The sequence below is a fragment of the Candidatus Eisenbacteria bacterium genome (genome assembly GCA_016930695.1).
GTDB lineage: Bacteria > Orphanbacterota > Orphanbacteria > Orphanbacterales > Orphanbacteraceae > JAFGGD01.
Genome location: JAFGGD010000049.1, coordinates 46,779 through 62,138 on the forward strand (window position 1 = coordinate 46,779; position 15,360 = coordinate 62,138).

At 65.5% G+C, this 15,360-nt stretch carries 15 protein-coding genes and 1 tRNA gene; all 16 read right to left on the bottom strand.

Going from position 1 to position 15,360, the window contains the following annotated elements; all coding sequences use genetic code 11:
- Positions 1 to 11: 11 nt before the first annotated feature.
- Positions 12 to 665 (bottom strand): hypothetical protein, encoded by a 654-nt coding sequence (locus tag JW958_11955; GenBank protein MBN1826968.1) that lies wholly within the window; start codon positions 663 to 665, stop codon positions 12 to 14.
- A gap of 204 nt (positions 666 to 869) precedes the next feature.
- The gene (locus tag JW958_11960; protein ID MBN1826969.1) at positions 870 to 1,415 is read right to left on the bottom strand and encodes a hypothetical protein; all 546 of its coding nucleotides are present in this window, start codon (positions 1,413 to 1,415) and stop codon (positions 870 to 872) included.
- A gap of 889 nt (positions 1,416 to 2,304) precedes the next feature.
- Positions 2,305 to 3,006, bottom strand: coding sequence for a hypothetical protein (locus JW958_11965; GenBank protein MBN1826970.1), 702 nt, complete (start codon positions 3,004 to 3,006; stop codon positions 2,305 to 2,307).
- Between the two features lie 467 nt (positions 3,007 to 3,473).
- Positions 3,474 to 3,547 (bottom strand) — tRNA-Val (locus JW958_11970).
- A 33-nt stretch (positions 3,548 to 3,580) separates the two neighbouring features.
- On the bottom strand, positions 3,581 to 3,811 hold the full coding sequence (locus tag JW958_11975) for a hypothetical protein (protein MBN1826971.1): 231 nt from the start codon (positions 3,809 to 3,811) through the stop codon (positions 3,581 to 3,583).
- A gap of 71 nt (positions 3,812 to 3,882) precedes the next feature.
- Positions 3,883 to 4,896 carry an endolytic transglycosylase MltG gene (mltG, locus tag JW958_11980; GenBank protein MBN1826972.1) on the bottom strand — a complete coding sequence of 338 codons (1,014 nt, stop codon included), beginning with the start codon at positions 4,894 to 4,896 and terminating at the stop codon, positions 3,883 to 3,885.
- Complete coding sequence (ruvX, locus tag JW958_11985; protein MBN1826973.1) at positions 4,893 to 5,390, bottom strand: Holliday junction resolvase RuvX; 498 nt, start codon at positions 5,388 to 5,390, stop codon at positions 4,893 to 4,895. Before ruvX ends, mltG begins: the two co-directional genes overlap by 4 nt.
- 1 nt (position 5,391) lies before the next feature.
- Complete coding sequence (locus JW958_11990) at positions 5,392 to 6,258, bottom strand: hypothetical protein (protein ID MBN1826974.1); 867 nt, start codon at positions 6,256 to 6,258, stop codon at positions 5,392 to 5,394.
- A complete protein-coding gene (locus JW958_11995; protein MBN1826975.1) occupies positions 6,255 to 7,142 on the bottom strand; it encodes an ABC transporter ATP-binding protein in 888 nt (295 codons plus the stop codon). Before JW958_11995 ends, JW958_11990 begins: the two co-directional genes overlap by 4 nt.
- Complete coding sequence (locus tag JW958_12000; GenBank protein ID MBN1826976.1) at positions 7,139 to 9,397, bottom strand: SpoIIE family protein phosphatase; 2,259 nt, start codon at positions 9,395 to 9,397, stop codon at positions 7,139 to 7,141. Before JW958_12000 ends, JW958_11995 begins: the two co-directional genes overlap by 4 nt.
- A gap of 106 nt (positions 9,398 to 9,503) precedes the next feature.
- Positions 9,504 to 9,932, bottom strand: a complete 429-nt coding sequence (locus JW958_12005; protein MBN1826977.1) for an ATP-binding protein — start codon at positions 9,930 to 9,932, stop codon at positions 9,504 to 9,506.
- 4 nt (positions 9,933 to 9,936) lie between these two features.
- Positions 9,937 to 10,281, bottom strand: coding sequence for an STAS domain-containing protein (locus JW958_12010; GenBank protein ID MBN1826978.1), 345 nt, complete (start codon positions 10,279 to 10,281; stop codon positions 9,937 to 9,939).
- Entirely contained in the window at positions 10,278 to 11,324 is a 1,047-nt protein-coding gene (locus JW958_12015) for an RluA family pseudouridine synthase (protein MBN1826979.1), read from the bottom strand. The genes JW958_12010 and JW958_12015 overlap by 4 nt, the downstream gene beginning before the upstream one ends.
- Positions 11,272 to 11,763 carry a signal peptidase II gene (lspA, locus tag JW958_12020; protein ID MBN1826980.1) on the bottom strand — a complete coding sequence of 164 codons (492 nt, stop codon included), beginning with the start codon at positions 11,761 to 11,763 and terminating at the stop codon, positions 11,272 to 11,274. The genes JW958_12015 and lspA overlap by 53 nt, the downstream gene beginning before the upstream one ends.
- Before the next feature lie 29 nt (positions 11,764 to 11,792).
- Positions 11,793 to 12,167 (bottom strand): TraR/DksA C4-type zinc finger protein, encoded by a 375-nt coding sequence (locus tag JW958_12025; protein ID MBN1826981.1) that lies wholly within the window; start codon positions 12,165 to 12,167, stop codon positions 11,793 to 11,795.
- A 15-nt stretch (positions 12,168 to 12,182) separates the two neighbouring features.
- Positions 12,183 to 15,347, bottom strand: coding sequence for an isoleucine--tRNA ligase (locus JW958_12030; protein MBN1826982.1), 3,165 nt, complete (start codon positions 15,345 to 15,347; stop codon positions 12,183 to 12,185).
- Positions 15,348 to 15,360: the final 13 nt, after the last annotated feature.

The window sequence follows — 15,360 nt, forward strand, 5'->3', positions numbered from 1 at the left end:
TTCGTGGCTCTCTACCGGAAAAGCTTTTTGATGGAACCCCAGGACTGAGCCTCGGTCCCGGTGTTCTCGGGACAGGCCTGCCCGGCTTCATCAAAGACGACGTTCACACCCGCCGGCCAATAGAAGACCGACGTGTTGGCTCCATCGATAATGAACTGTATCGAGCCCTCGTCGGCCACCTGATACGTAAACGTTCCACAGGTCACTGGAGAACTCAGAAGATTGCCCAGGCTCCAGTCCGTCGCCTGCAACATGAAGCAACGAGCCTTGGGATACGTAGAGCTGATGCTCGCACTGACGGGAATGGCTACATAAGGCGTGTGTTCGGACACGATGTTGACGGTGGACCAAGACGCGTAGACTTCGTATTCCCAGCTCCAGCTCGCCAAGTGGGTCGTGTCTTTGATACAGAAAACGCACCCATAGGACTGAATGGTAGACCCCAGCTCGTCAAAATAAACATCGAACGTGAAATCCGTTCCCACATCCGATGCACCGTGCCAACGCCCCATATCGATCGTGTTGGTGATGCAGGTCCCGCTCTCGTCCGCGTCGAATCCGACGAATCGATCCGCCCAGGCGACACCCACGCAGAGACCGGAGACCAGGCAGAGGATGCCCAGGGCCATCGCGGTCCGCAGTCCGAATCCCTTCCAAACGCGCATGACAATCACTCCTTTTTAAACACGTAAAACGCCCATCTCGACGGTTTCGCAATCCACCCGTTCCCTCGGAACAGTACGTGGCTACTATAGATAAGCGTCCGAATCGATGTCAATGGGAATTTGGAAAAAGCCCAGGCCCAACAGGGAAAAAAAAGAGAGGCGGTCCGAAGACCGCCTCTCTCGTAGCATCTAGCCGAAGCAGAACTACCGGAACAGCCCCTTAACGGCGCCCCAGCTGGCCTCTTCGGTCGCGCTCGTGCCGATCTGCACGGTGCCGCCGATGAGGACGTCGAAGTCCACCTGGCCGAGCATCATGTCGAACACACCGCCCGAGATGACGACCAAGTCGTCGACCGAGCAATCCGCGGCGGCGTGGAAGGTCAGGGTAGCGACTAAGATCGGGGTGTTGAAGTTGAGGAGGTCCGTGCCGCCCCAGGAGGTGGCCTGCACGGTGATTTCCTCACCAACGGCCGGCGGAACGGCGGCCCAGGACGGCGGCGTGTGGTACACGCAGCCCTGGTACTCGAGGGAGCCGTCGAAGTTGCCGACGATGCAGCCGATGGACTGGCCGTACTCAACGCCCGGAACCATCATGTAGATGTCGACGACGATGTAGTCGCTGACTTCAGCGATGATGAAGTCTGGACCGTTACCCACGACGGCGTCCAGATCCAGCTCGCAGGTTCCCGCGCCAAAGGCGAGCGAAGCGGTCGCGAACAAAGCCGCAGCCAAAACGAGAGCCTTCTTCATTACCTGTTGCTCCTTTCTTCCTTTGCGGAAGTCTCAACGGATGTTTGCCTTCACATTTCGCATGCCGCAACCACCAGGGGACCCAACCCACATGGCCGCTTCTCTCGACCGCCCTGAATAGCTTCCCAACTTCTCATCACGGCCGAGCGCACACGGTTTCCGAAAGCAACCCAATTCTACCAGTGGAGGCATCCGCTTGTCAACGAGAAAGTTGTCTCTTTCGCCGATCTTCGGACTCGACCCTCCCACCGGCTCATCGGGCGTACCCGTTGCTAAAAAGTCCGTTCGATGCTTCCGTTACCGGTTTCCGCACCCCTCCGTTCCGCTTGTCGGCAGGATGCCTTCTCCGGTCCATCGGAAACGAACTCAATCCTTCATCCGGGGCGGGCGCCTAACCCGCCCCGGCGGCAAGGCCGACACCTTACCGCATTTAGTAGCTGTCTGAGTTCTCCCGCATCACCTCCTTCCATTCGAATTTCCATCAGAATGATACCACACCGCCGGGGGCATGTCAAGAAGGGGCACCACGACTCCATCTAGGATAATTGCAGTTTTTTCAATACATTCCAAGTTTTTCCCACCCCGAGAGCCTTCCGAGGGGGACTCGGGGTCGAATGGGGCTTCTTCTCCCTCCAGAGCCCTCATCCCGACCCTTTTTCAGCGAGCTGGAGAGAGAAACCGCAAGAGCGTCGATAAAGAACCCGTCCCCTTCCGATTCCTCGCCGCGCCCCGAAGGAAAAGCCGCGGGGGGAAGGAAAGGCACCCTCACCCTGATTCTTTCCCCCACGCGGCGGGAGAGGGGATCGATACTCCGAGAATCCACAGCAAACGAAAGCCCCTCCGCCCTTTCGGGCGGAGGGGCCGATCGATCAGACGATGAGGTGAACGACTAGTAGATGTCGTCGCACTCGTAGATGCCGCCGTCGTTCAGCGTCAGCGTCCAGGAACCGCTGGGGCACGCCGCGACAGAGTTCAAAGCCGGCAGGTACTTGAACGTGTCGAAGAAGTTCACGACGTTGGTGGCGGCGCACGCGGCCATATCGCCCGTGTACCCGGTGGTCGAGTTCAGCTGGGGCAGGTACTTGAACGTGTCGAAGAAGTTCACGTTGCCCGTGCCGTTGAAGTCCACCGACTTCACGCAGAGCGTGTCGGAACCGGCGCAAAGCTCGACCTCGGGATCGGCGCACTCGGCCGTCACGGTGTAGTCGAGGATCATGGCACCGGCGCCGCCGCCGGTGAGGGTGAAGCTGGTCACGCCGTTGGCGTCGGTGGCCTGGGTAACCGTCTGCGTCCCGCAGATCGCACCGTTGTTACCGGAGGCTCCCAGCTCATTGGCCGGATCGAACTGCCCGCTCATCTCGAGACGGACGTCGCAGCTGCTGACCGGATTCTCGAGGCAGTCGAGAACGGTAACGGCGAGAACGATGGTGTCCATCGAGCCGTTCGGCGACCAAACCAGATCCGTGGTGGCGCAGGCCGTCGGCGTGTTCAGAATCACCGTGCAAGTCGAGTAGGCCGCGCAAGGCAGCCCGGCGAGAGCCGTGCCAGCGAACGCGAAGAGAGCCAGGCCGATCATCAACCCTTTTTTCATGGAAACCTCCTGCAGATTAGCGCTTCAGCGACCGATTTTTCTTCGGTGAACCCGAAGAGCAACTCCCGTTATCTAGGTACCAAAACAGATACACTAGCCCACGTTCTCCAAGTCAGAAGCTTCCCCACACCTCCTTTCGGTGTCGGATGGGTATAGGCAAGGGAGAACTCAATCGCGAGAGTGGCAGCGCTCCCGACTATACCAAACCACGTATCGTCCTGTCAACCGAAAACCACACCAGATTATTAAGGTTCGGCGTATGAACAGGATTGTCACGAAACCTGATCGAACTTTACCAAAAAACCGCGGAAAAGTCAACGGTTTTGTCCACTTAACTGCTTGAATCAAAGGGGTATCGAGAGAAACCGCCCATTTCCCGACCACACAGCTCTCTGAGGCGCGAACCGCACGAATCGGGGGGAAAACGGGACGGCAAAGGAGGCGCAACACATTGAAAACAGAGTCCTTGGGCGAAACAGGGTTCGAACCTGTGACCTCCTGCTTGTAAGGCAGGCGCTCTGACCAGCTGAGCTATCCGCCCGCAGGGCCGGCGCGTTCGACTGCCGCGAAGACGTTACTTCAGGGCGATGGCCAGAGGGATCAACACGCAGTAGCCGGCCACGAGTAGAATGGGGGCAAGGGTGATCGAATTACGGCTCAGCATAAGGAAGCCGAGCAGGATCACCGCGATCCCCACACCGAACAGCGTGTAGTTCCTGCGCGTGAAGGGGAGGGAGTTCTCGCTCTTCGAGCCGGACCGGCCCGGACGAACCCTTTTCTTCTGTTTCGGAATCTGCTTCGCCATGGATCTCCCACCGCTCGGGGCACGGGAAACTCGATGTTCCCGCATGATTGAACCCTCGAAACACCGTTCTGTCAAGGGGATTGTCTACGCCGTTTCGCCTCCCGCTTCGCCCGTATATGCCCATTCTGATCGCGCGAGAAGGTGTGCCGCCCGTTTTCGCCGTTGGCGACGAAGAAAAGCTCCCTCGACCCCTCGGTCGGCCGGAGCACCGCCCGAATCGACGCCTCGCCCGGAGAACAGATCGGACCGGGAGGAAGTCCCGTGTGAAGGTATGTGTTGTATGGAGAATCGGTCTCCAAATCACGCAGGAGGAGCCTCTCGCGACTCTTCCGCGCGTACTGCACCGTGGGGTCCGCCTGCAGTTTCCAGCCGATTTCCAGGCGGTTGTGGTAGACCGCCGCGATTCGAGGGCGTTCCTCGTCCACCACCGCCTCCGCTTCGACGATCGAAGCGAGGGTGATCGCCTCCCGCGGCGTGAGCCCCATTTCCGCCGCCCTCGCCTCCTCCTCTTCACCGAAGACTTCCCGGAAACGGGCGGTCATCCGGCCGAGCACGGTCTCCGCGGTCTCGTCCCAGAAGAACAGGTAGGTTTCGGGGAAGAGGTATCCCTCCATCGTAGGGCCGGGGACACCGAAGCGCCTCACGAGCGAGGTATCCCGCGCCGCCCGGGCGATCTCCTCCTCGTCCAACCCGAGCCGGTCGGCGAGAATCCGCACCGTTTCCTCCACCCAAAGCCCCTCCGGCACGGTCACCCGGATCACCTCGTTCGTCCCGCGCCGGAGCGCGTGAAGCACCCTCCCTCCCGGCGTTCCGGGAACGAGAAGGTAGCGGCCCGCGCGGATCCGCCTGTCCTCGCCGCGGATCCTCCCGACCCAATAGAACCAGCGCGCGTCCTCGAGGATCCCCTCGCGCTCGAGAAGACGCGCCGTCTCGCGGAAACCGGCCCCCCGGGGGATGAGCACGGGCACCGATTCCCCCTCCGGGACGGGTCCCTGATAAAAACGATAGTCGAGCACTCCCAGAGCGGCCAGTGCCGCCAGCGCGACGGCGATCGCCGCGCGGGAGAGAAACGCGCGCGCGCTCATCGCGTCCCCCCCTCGTCCCACTCCGAAGGTCCGGAGGCGTTCCGGTCGAGCCAGGACTGCAGGATGAGCACCGCCGCGATCCGATCGATCCGACCCTTCTCCTGTCCGCGGCGCGGCCGCCCTCCGTGCCGCCGGGGTCGCCCCCCCTTCTCCGTCTCCCGTCCCTCACCGGCGCGGATCACCCTCTCCGCCTGCGCGGAGGAGAGCCTCTCGTCCCAGGTGTCCACCGGCACGTCGATCCGCGCCGCCAGTTCCTCGCGGAAGGCGAGGGTGATCTCCGCCCTCTCGCCGAGGGAGCCGTTCATGTTCCGGGGAAGGCCGATCACCACGCGCTCCGCCCCCCTCTCCTTCACCAGATCCTCGATCGCGCGAAGAAGGGCGGGGCGGTCGGAGCCGTCCAGCACCGGAAGGGGAAAAGCGATCGTCCCCGTCGGGTCGCTGACGGAGACCCCCACGCGCCGGTCGCCCAGGTCGATGCCGATCACGACCGCCACGTCAAAGATCCTTTCGCCGGAAGACGCGGAGCGCCGCGTACCCGATGATCCCGGTCCAGGCGGCGGTGATCGGCAGGGACCACCAATCGCCCCGCGGGTAGACGGGGCGGCCGAGCGCCGCGTCGATCCCCACGCTCGCCGCGTTCGCCGCCGGCGGGAAGAAGCGAACCACCGCCCGCGCGAGCGCCGCGCGGAACCCCGCCGGTTCCCCGACCAGATAGGGACCGAGCGCGCCGATCAACCAACCGCCGCCCGCGCCCGGCTCGCCGGTGTCCCAGAGATAAGTCTCGAGGATATCGAGTGAGAAGAACCATCCGGCCGCGTAGACGAGGAGGGCGGCCATCCCCGCCCAACCACCCGCCGCCGCGAGCCGGAAGAGGATGACCATGACGGCGAAGAGCGCCTGGGCGAGGAGGAGCGGGAAGAGCCCGGCGAAGAGGGCGGGACGCGCCTCTCCCAGCTTCGCAGCCCACACCGCCTCGACGAGGAGGACCGCCACCCCCTGGATCGCCGCGAGGATCGTCAGAAGGCCGAGGAGCCGGCCGAGGAGATAGCGTTCCCTGGAGAGGGGAGCGGTCAGGTCGAAGGCGGCGCTCCCCCGCTCGACGCCCCGAAGAACCAGGCCGCCGCCGTGGAAGAGGATGAGGAGCATGGCGAAGAGGTTCGCCGAGCGCATCGTCGCGGCGGCGGCGAAGCCGGCCCGCGCGCGTTCGTCCAGCGCCACCGCGCGGCCGTTGACGTAGAAATCTCCTCCCAGATAGAGCGCCCCGGCGATCAGCATCAAAAGGAAAAGAAAAAAGAGCATCGTGAAGATGAAGCCGCCGCCGCGCCGGAAGGTGAGCCAGGTGTCGCGGATCATCGCCCTCACGACAGAAGCCCCCGGATCGAGTCGCGGAGCGAAGCGCTCCGGAACGTGCTCTGCCGCACCACGGAGCCCGCCTCCTCGAAGAGGCGGAGCACCCGGTCCCCATCCTCCCGGTCCCGCACGAAGACGCGAATCCGCCGCGCTTCCCGGTCCTCCACGAACGTTCGTCCCTCGAGGAGCCGTTCCGGCTCCGGCGGCGTTTCATGGAAAGTGGCGTCCACCAGAAAGGGGGCGGGGAGAAGCTCCGCCGGCGCCGCGGTCCGCGCCAGTCGCCCCCTCTCGATCAAGCCGACCCGGTCGCACACCCGCTCCACCTCGGAAAGGATGTGAGAGGAGAGGAAGAAGGACGCGCCGCGGGAACGCGCCTCGAGAATCACGTTCTCCACCAGCTCGCGGCCCGGCACGTCCAGGTCGGCGGTCGGCTCGTCGAGGAGCCAGAGCGCGGGGTCGACGGCGATCATCAGCATCAGGCCGGCGCGGCGGCGCATCCCCTTGGAGAGGGCGCCCGTCTCGGTGTCGAGCCTCCCGGCGAGGCCGACCCTCTCGGCGACGGCGGGGATCCGCGCCCCGTCTACGCCGCGGAGACGGAGCTGACAGGCGAGCCACTCGCCGAGGCGATGCCGCGCGGGGAGTCGAATGTCCTCGGGCAGGTAGCCGACCCGCCGGCGGCTCTCGGGCCGACCCGCCGGCGCGCCGCCGAGAAAGACCTCTCCCTCGTCCGTACGGAGCAGCCCCGCCGCGATCCGGATCGCCGTCGTCTTCCCCGCGCCGTTCGGACCGAGGAAACCGAAAACCTCGCCCGGCCGGACCTCCAACGAAAGACGGTCCAACGCCCGGACGGCACCGTACCTCTTGGAGACATCCCGCCATTCCAGCGCCGCCGTCACGCTCCTCCCTCCCCGCTCGCGCGGAGCACGATCAGCGTGAAGTCGTCGGCGAAACGGTCGGTGCCGGCGAAACGCGCCACGCCGTCCACCACCTCCTGCACGATCCTGCCCGCCTTCTCGCGGCGATGGCGCCGCACCGTTTCGAAGAGCCGCTCCTCGCCGAACTGCTCCTCCCCCTCTCCCTCCTGCTCGGTCACTCCGTCCGAGTAGAACACGGCCAGGTCTCCCGGTTCGAGAACGACACGCGCCTGGTCGTAACGGATCCCGTCGCTGAAACCGAGCACCAAGCCCCCTTCGCGGAGGGAGACGATTCGCCCGTCCTCCTTCAGCAGCACCGGGTAGTTATGCCCGCCATTGGTGTAACGGAAAGCGCCCCCCGCCGGTTCATACACGCCGAAGAAAAAGGTGGCGAACTGCTCCGTCGATGTGGACTGGAAGAGGATCCGGTTCAGCCTCTCCATCAGCCTTCCCGTCTCGAAGGAGCCGTTGATCTGCACGTGCAGGGCCGCGTGGAGCATGGACATCAACAGCGCGGCCGGGACCCCCTTGCCGGAGACGTCGCCGACGGCGATTCCGAGCCCGCCGCCGTCGATGGGGATCAGGTCGTAATAGTCGCCGCCGACCTGGCGGCTCGGCAGGTTGAGGGCGGCTACGTCGACGCCCGGAACGGCCAAGCTGCGGCGCGGCACGATCGATTCCTGGATGGAGCGCGCGAGCGCCAGTTCCTCGTCGACGATCCGCCGCGCCACCGCCTCCTCGTGCATCGCCGCGTTTCGCACCGCGATCCCCACCTGGGTGGAGAGGATCGAGAGAAGCATCGCGTCCTCGGCGTTGAAACGCCCGCCGGTCACCTTCGGCCCCAGCGCGAGAAAACCGATACAGCCGCCGTCGTCGGGAAGCTGGATCGGCACGATCAGCCGAGCGCCGAGACGACGGACCGCCTCCTCCGCCTCGCTCCGCGCGTCCTCGTCGCCGATCTCTCCGAGAAGGTCGGCGGCGCGCGACGGCTCGTGAAGCCGGGAAATGCGATCCATGAGGGGATGATCGTCGGCGAGCGCCCCGCCGCCGTTTCCGTCGCCGCCGGCGACGGTGTAGCCCCCGCCCCGCTGCCGGAGGAGGAGCCGCACGCTCTCCAAAGCGAGCGCGTCGCGGATGCTCCGGCCGACCGTCTCGGCGAGGCGATCGAGATCGAGGATGGCGGTCAGTTCCCGCCCCAGCCGCCGGAGCACCACCCGGTGCGCCGCCCGGTCTCCCGACACGATGTGGTCCACGCTCTGCTCGATCCTCCCCATGATCGGTTGAAAAAAGACGACCGCCAGCACAAGAAAGAGAGTCTGGAAGATCGGCACGTCCCGGCCGGTCTGCCGGATCAGGCTGTCGTCGATCTGGCGCGCGGTGAGAAAGAACACGAGCACCATCACGCCCGAAGTGCCGGAGAAGAGAATCGCCCGGCGGATGACGGCGCCCAGGTCGAGGAAGCTGGTGCGGACGACCGCCCAGGCGATCGATCCGGTGCCCAGAACGAGAGAAGCGGTGAGGAGGATCCCGCGGAGCGCCTCCGGAGTGTCGACGCGGAAGAGCGTCGGCAACGGGACGGCGACGGCGTAAATGCCGACGCAGGAGCCGAGGCCGAAGAGGATCGCCCGGAGCTGGCGCCGGATCTTGGGCGCCCGCGTGCGCCGGGCGCTGCCGGCGAGTAGCGCGATGGCGAGGAAGATGGTGACCAGGTCGACGAAGGAGAAGAAGCGGATGTGGACGCGCGCCAGTTGGCGCACGGCGACGCCGAAGAGACCGGCGATGAGGTTTACGAGTGAACCGATCCCTCCGGTGGAACCCATCGGCGCTCTGACATCGAAATCGGCGATCGCCGCGCCCGTCCCGCCGAGGAGGAGCACGAAGGCGACGTGAAAGAGATAGGGGATGTAGAGCATCCACCAGAGCCCTCTCACCCGGCGGAGCACCGCCCGTTCCTTGGGAAAGACGAGGGCGAAGAGGAGGAGGGAAGGGAAGAAGAGCTCCCAGATATAAGAGAAGGCGACGATCAGGTCCGGCGCGGCGATGGAGGAGGCGCCGCCGAGGGAGAGGAGCCGGCCGAGCCCCAGCAGGACCGGGCCGAATCCGCCGAAGAAGAGCATCGCCGCCGAGATCCGGTGGAGACGGCTCCCGGCGTTCTCATGAAGGATCAGGACGCCGATCAGGAAGACGGCGCCGCCGCAGGCGAGGTAAAGTGTCGCGCCGAAAAGGGTCCAGTCCATGTCCATGCGCCGGCGGCGATCGGGTGCCGCCCGAGCGGCTCGATCGGGGCCGGGCCTCCTTCCGAGCGGAATACGCGCCCCGGGACCGTTCGGTTCCCGGGCGGGATTATCTCAGCTTCTTCATCATGTGCACGGTCGTGCCCCGGGCCGGTTCGAACCGGAAGGCCACGTCGTCCATGTAGCTCCTCATGATGAAGATGCCCCGCCCGCGAACCCGCATCAGGTTTTCCTGTAGAACCGGGTCCTCGAGCAGGCCCGGATCGAAACCGGTGCCCTCGTCGCTCACGTCGACTTCGATCCTCTCCGATGAGGCGAGGAACCGAACCCGGACCCTTTTCCGCACGTCCTGATGGTTCCCATGCTCGATCGCGTTGGTGGCCGCCTCGATCACCGAGTTGTTGACGGCGTTTCGAACATCCTCGTCCAAGCCCAGGCGTCCCGTGATCTCCTCGGACACCGCGTCGATCACGGACAGATAGTCCATCAGGCTCGGAACGGAAAGGTCCACCCGCCCCGAAGATTCGGTTTGCTCCATGGAATCACTCGCCGCCGAAGCTGGCCACCGCCTCGTCCTCGTTGGGATAGCTCTCGAACACCGTCGCGAGCTTGGTGATCATGAAAATCGACTGCACCCGCTCCGCCACGCTGGTCAGCTTCAGCTGCCCGCCGGCGTTCTTCACCGACGTATAGCCGGAGATCAGAATCCCGAGGCCGGTGGAGTTGATCCAGTTCAGCGAACTGAGGTTCACGACGATCTTTTTCCTATCGCTCGTCAACAGATCCTTGATCGTGTCGTGGAAGAGCGCCGCGTCGGGCCCGCCCATCAGCTTGCCGGACAGCTCGAGTATGATCACGTCTCCCACTTCGCGTCGCTTCAGATTCACTTGCTCTCCCTCCTGCTCGTAAGGAAATCATTTCCGGTCCGGTCACCGGCGCCCCCCGGAGCCCGGTCGTCCTCCCGTAAAAAAGCCAACAGCCCGCGCATGTCCTCCGGCGGCTCGGCCGTGAAAGAGAGCGCCTCGCCCGTCCGCGGATGTCGAAAACGCAGGCGCCAGGCGTGCAGCGCCTGCCGATCGATGCGGGCGAGCGCCCGCGCCGCCGAGCGCCGCCTATCCGACGCGATTCCCCGGAGCGCCTTCCGCCTCCCTCCGTAGACCGGGTCGCCGAACACCGGATGCCCGGTGTGGGCGAAGTGCACCCGGATCTGGTGGGTACGGCCCGTCTCCAGCCTCACCTCGATCCAAGAGGCATACCGGAACCGCTCCCTCGTTGTAAACCGAGAGAGTGCCCTCTTCCCCTCGGCGAGCACGGCGATCTTCCGCCGGTCCTTTTTCGACCGACCGAGGGAAGCCTCGATGGTCCCCTCCTCCGGCGTCCCCCCCCAAACCACCGCCTGATAACGACGCTCCACCTCTCGGTCCCGGATCGCCGCGGCGAGCCCCACGTATGATTCGCGTGTCTTCGCCGCCACCAGCAGCCCGGAAGTGAGTTTGTCCAGGCGATGCACGATTCCCGGACGGGTGTCGCCGCCCAGGTCGGCCAGTGCGCCGCAGTGGTGCAGAAGCGCCTGGACAAGCGTTCCCTCATGCACCCCCACCCCCGGATGGACCACCATCCCCGCCGGCTTGTTCACCACCACGAGGTCGTCGTCCTCGTAACGAACGTCCAGCGGGATCGCCTCCGGCTCGAGCCGGGAGGGTTGCGGCGCCGGCACCTCCGCCTCGACCCTCTCCCCGCCGCGAAGCGCCCGCCCGGGCCGGCACGGCTTCCCGTCGACGAGCACCCGCCCCTCCCGGATCAGGCGCTGGCCGAAAGCGCGCGAAGGAACCACGCCCCGCTCGGCGAGGAACACGTCCAGACGGACCGGCTCCCCATCAGGGACCCGGAGGGCTTTCACCTCCCCCTTCAGGCCGGGGCTCTCGGACATGGGCGTCTCCCTTCGGGAGCGAGATCAAGAGAAACAGGCCGACCCCGACCACCACGGCGATGTCCGCCACGTTAAACACCGGCCAACGCAGGCCGCCGACGCCGAAATCGAGGAAATCCACCACCCGCTCCAGGCGGATCCGGTCGATCAGATTCCCGAGTGCGCCGCCCAGCACCAGACCGTAGGCGATCCGGCTCCGGCCGGCGGCGGGATAGCGCCAGGCCGCCGCGAGAAGAAGGACCACGGCTGCCGTCGAGAGAGCGGTGAAGGCGGCGCCGGCGCCGCGAAAGAGGCCGAAGGCGCCGCCCGGGTTCTGGACGTGGGTCAGGCGGAAGAAACCGCCGATCACGTCGATCGACTCGCCGAGCGCGAGTGAGCGCTCCACGACTCCCTTCGCCGCCTGATCGAGGAGAACGGAAGCGAGCGCGACGAGAAGCATCGCCCAAAGGCTCCCGCGTTCGGAGTGACTCACTTTTTCGCCTCTTCCTCCTTCTCCTTGCAGGCGGAGCAGAGGCGCGCGTGAGGAACCACCTCCAGGCGGCTCGGGTTGATCTCGCCCCCACAGCTCTCGCAGACTCCGAAGGTGCCGGCGTGAATCCGGTCCAAGGCGCGATCGATGTGATAGAGAAGCCGGGTGTCGCGGGAGGCGAAATGGAACCGTTTCTCGCGCTCGTTCGCGTCGGTGCCCAGATCCGCCATGTGGAACGAGTAGGCCGACAGGTCTCCCGAGGCGTCCCGCTGGGTCAGCCCCGCCGCCTCTTCGTGATCCTGCATGTCCCGGAGGATCTTCTCCCGCTCCTCCACCAACCGCTTCTCGAAATGATCGAGTTCCTTCTTGTTCACAGACTCCCCCGCTTTCTATCCCTCCGGGTTCGAGGGAACCCTCTCGATGGCGATCCGGGTCCGTTCGCCGTTCAAATCCCAATCCCGCGCGCTCTCCCCCTCACCGTCGCCGACGGCGAGGACATCGGAAAGCGTGTCGGTGCGGATCTGGTCCGCGAACCGGTCGATGGCGCGAATCAGGCGTTCGCCGCCGCGGTAGGTCACGCGGATCCGGTCGACGACCTCGAATCCGGCCTCTTTACGCATAAACTGGATTTTGTTGACCATCTCCCGCGCGAAACCCTCCTGAAGGAGGTCCTCGTCGAGACTCACGTTCAGGAAGACCGTGGCGGTTTCGCTCCGCTCCATCTCGAAGTCGCCGGCGCCTCGCTCCTCGATCTCGAGGTGCTCCGGGCGGAGGGCGACCTTCTCGCCGTCCACCGTCACGTCCGCGGCGCCGTCGTCACGGATCGAGCGGATCACGTCGCTCGGAAGAGCGCGGATCGTCTCGGCCACACGGCCGGCGCGCTTTCCGAATTCGGGGCCGAGGGCGGAGAAAACCGGCTTGGCGACCAGCTCGATCCATGGATCGGCGCCGGCGACGATCTCCAGTTCCCGGGCGTTCAGCTCTTCGCGGATCGTCTCCCGAACGCTCGCGAAGCCGTCGGTCGATTCCCCCTCGGGGAGGGCGATCACGATCCGGCCGACCGGCTGGCGGGTCTTGATGGAGACGCGGGTGCGGACCGAGCGGCCGAGGGTCACCGCCTCGCGGGCGATCCCCATGACACGCTCCAGCGCGGGATCGACCGCCTCGTCGTCCGCCTCCGGATAAGGGGCGAGGTGGACCGACTCGGCGGCGCCGGGAAGCGCGCCCGCCGCCAGGTCGCCGTAGATCTCCTCCGCCACGAAGGGGACCATCGGCGCGATCAGGCGGGACACCGTCTCCAGCGATTCGAAAAGGGTTTCGAACGCAGCCCGCTTGTCGCCGTCCAGTTCTCCCTTCCAGAAGCGCTTCCGGTTCCGGCGCACGTACCAGTTGGAGAGGTCGTCGATGACGAAGTCCTGCACCGCCCGCGCGGCGCGGGTGAGGTCGTAGCGGTCCAAGCACCCCCGGGTCTCACGCACCGTGGAATGGAGTCGGGAGCGGATCCAGCGGTCCGTCACGGTGCGGTCCGCGCCGGCGGCGGGCGCCGCGTCGGGCCGCCAGCCGTCCAGGCCGGCGTAGAGCCGGTGGAAGGAGTGGGTGTTCCGGAGCGTGTCCAGGAAGCGGCGGCCCACCTCGCCGAGCGCCTCGACGCTGAACCGGCGGGGGAGCCAGAGGGGCGCCGCCCAGAGCAGATACCAGCGGAGCGCGTCGGCGCCGTATTTCTCCAAGATCATCCAGGGATCGACCACGTTCCCCTTCGACTTGGACATCTTCTTCCCCTCTTCGTCGAGGATCAGCCCGATGCTGAAACAGCTGCGGTAGCAGCTCTCGCCGGAGACGTGGGTGGAGATGGCGAGCAGGCTGTGGAACCAGCCGCGGGTCTGGTCGAGCCCTTCACAGATAAACTGCGCGGGGAATTGGTCCTCGAATATCCCGCTCCCGTCGAACGGGAAGTGGTACTGCGCGTAGGGCATGGCGCCGGAGTCGAACCAGACGTCGATCACCTCCGGTACGCGGCGCATCACGCCGCCGCATTTCGGGCACGCGAGCTCGATCCGATCCACGTAGGGCCGGTGCAGGTCGATCGGCTCCGGAAGGGGCTCCGTCGCCGCCTCGCGGAGTTCCGCCACGCTCCCCACGCTCGTCCTGTGGTCGCAGGCGCCGCAGATCCAGACGTTCAGCGGCGTCCCCCAGAAGCGGTCCCGGCTGAGGCACCAGTCCACGTTGTTCTCGAGCCAGCGCCCGAACCGGTTCGCCCCCACTTCCGGCGGGAACCAATCGATCTTCGCGTTCTCCTCGATCAGGCGGTCCCGGAAGGCGGTGGTTTGGATGAACCAGCTCTCCCGGGCGTAATAGAGAAGCGGCGTGGAGCAACGCCAACAATGCGGGTAGCTGTGCGTCACGTCCTCTTCCGCGAAGAGGAGGCCGCGGCCGCGGAGGTTCTCGATGATGTCCGGGTCCGCCTCCTTCACAGGCCGGCCCGCCCAGGGCTCCACGGCGTCCATGAATCGCCCGGTGTGGTCGACCAGGCTGATCACCGGGAGTCCCTCCTCCCGGCCGACCCGGTAATCGTCTTCGCCGTAGGCGGGGGCGATGTGCACGATGCCGGTCCCCTCGTCGAGACTGACGAAATCGCCGCCGATCACCCGCCACGCTTTCTCGTCCTCCGCCGCGAAGGGGAAGAGCCTTTCGTAGCGAGCCCCGACCAGTTCCGCGCCCGAGAAACGGCGGAGGATCCGCGGCGTTTCCGAAAAGACGTGGGGAATCCGCGCCTCGGCGAGCACCAGCCGTTCCCCTTTCCAGGAGACTTCGGCGTAGGTTTCGCGGAGGGCGACGGCGATCGCCGCGTTGGAGGGGAGCGTCCAAGGAGTGGTCGTCCAGACGAGGAAGCTCCTCTCCGGGTCGTCGGCGTCGCGCATCCGCACCGTGATCGAAGGGTCGACCACGTCGGCGTACCCCTGGGAAACCTCGTGGCTCGAGAGCGGCGTGCCGCAGCGCGGGCAGTAGGGGACCACTTTGTGCCCCAAGTACATCAGGCCCGCGTCCCAGAAACGCCGCAGCAGACTCCAGACCGATTCGATGTAGTCGTTGGTGCACGTGATGTAGGGGGCCTTCATGTCCACCCAGTAACCGATCCGGTCGGACATGCGCTCCCACTCATCGGCGAAACGGAAGACGCGGGACCGGCACTTCTCGTTGAACTTCTCGATGCCGTACTCCTCGATCTCCCCCTTGCCGTTGAAACCGAGTTCCTTCTCCACCTCGATCTCCACGGGGAGGCCGTGGGTGTCCCATCCCCCCTTGCGGACGACGCGGTGGCCGAGCATCGTTTGATAGCGGCAGACCAGGTCCTTCACGACCCGGGCGGTGGCGTGGTGGATACCGGGATGGGCGTTCGCCGTCGGCGGGCCTTCGTAGAAGACGAAGCTCGACGCCGCCTCCCGCTCCAGGCTCTTCCGGAAAATCCCGCGTTCCTTCCAGAAACGGAGAATCGCTTCTTCCCGCTCCGGGACCGACCGGGCGTTCTTCTCGGTGGTGCTTTTTGTTTCGCTCATGACTCGATCGACA

Excerpts from the sequence above, each read along its gene's own strand:
- JW958_11955 (MBN1826968.1), bottom strand. The coding sequence starts at position 665 with ATGCGCGTTTGGAAGGGATTCGGACTGCGGACCGCGATGGCCCTGGGC.
- lspA (MBN1826980.1), bottom strand. The coding sequence starts at position 11,763 with ATGCTTCTCGTCGCGCTCGCTTCCGTTCTCCTCGATCAGGCGGCGAAG.
- JW958_12005 (MBN1826977.1), bottom strand. The coding sequence starts at position 9,932 with ATGGAGCAAACCGAATCTTCGGGGCGGGTGGACCTTTCCGTTCCGAGC.
- JW958_11975 (MBN1826971.1), bottom strand. The coding sequence starts at position 3,811 with ATGGCGAAGCAGATTCCGAAACAGAAGAAAAGGGTTCGTCCGGGCCGG.
- JW958_11960 (MBN1826969.1), bottom strand. The coding sequence starts at position 1,415 with ATGAAGAAGGCTCTCGTTTTGGCTGCGGCTTTGTTCGCGACCGCTTCG.
- JW958_12030 (MBN1826982.1), bottom strand. The coding sequence starts at position 15,347 with ATGAGCGAAACAAAAAGCACCACCGAGAAGAACGCCCGGTCGGTCCCG.
- JW958_11965 (MBN1826970.1), bottom strand. The coding sequence starts at position 3,006 with ATGAAAAAAGGGTTGATGATCGGCCTGGCTCTCTTCGCGTTCGCTGGC.
- JW958_12015 (MBN1826979.1), bottom strand. The coding sequence starts at position 11,324 with ATGTCCGAGAGCCCCGGCCTGAAGGGGGAGGTGAAAGCCCTCCGGGTC.
- mltG (MBN1826972.1), bottom strand. The coding sequence starts at position 4,896 with ATGAGCGCGCGCGCGTTTCTCTCCCGCGCGGCGATCGCCGTCGCGCTG.
- JW958_12000 (MBN1826976.1), bottom strand. The coding sequence starts at position 9,397 with ATGGACTGGACCCTTTTCGGCGCGACACTTTACCTCGCCTGCGGCGGC.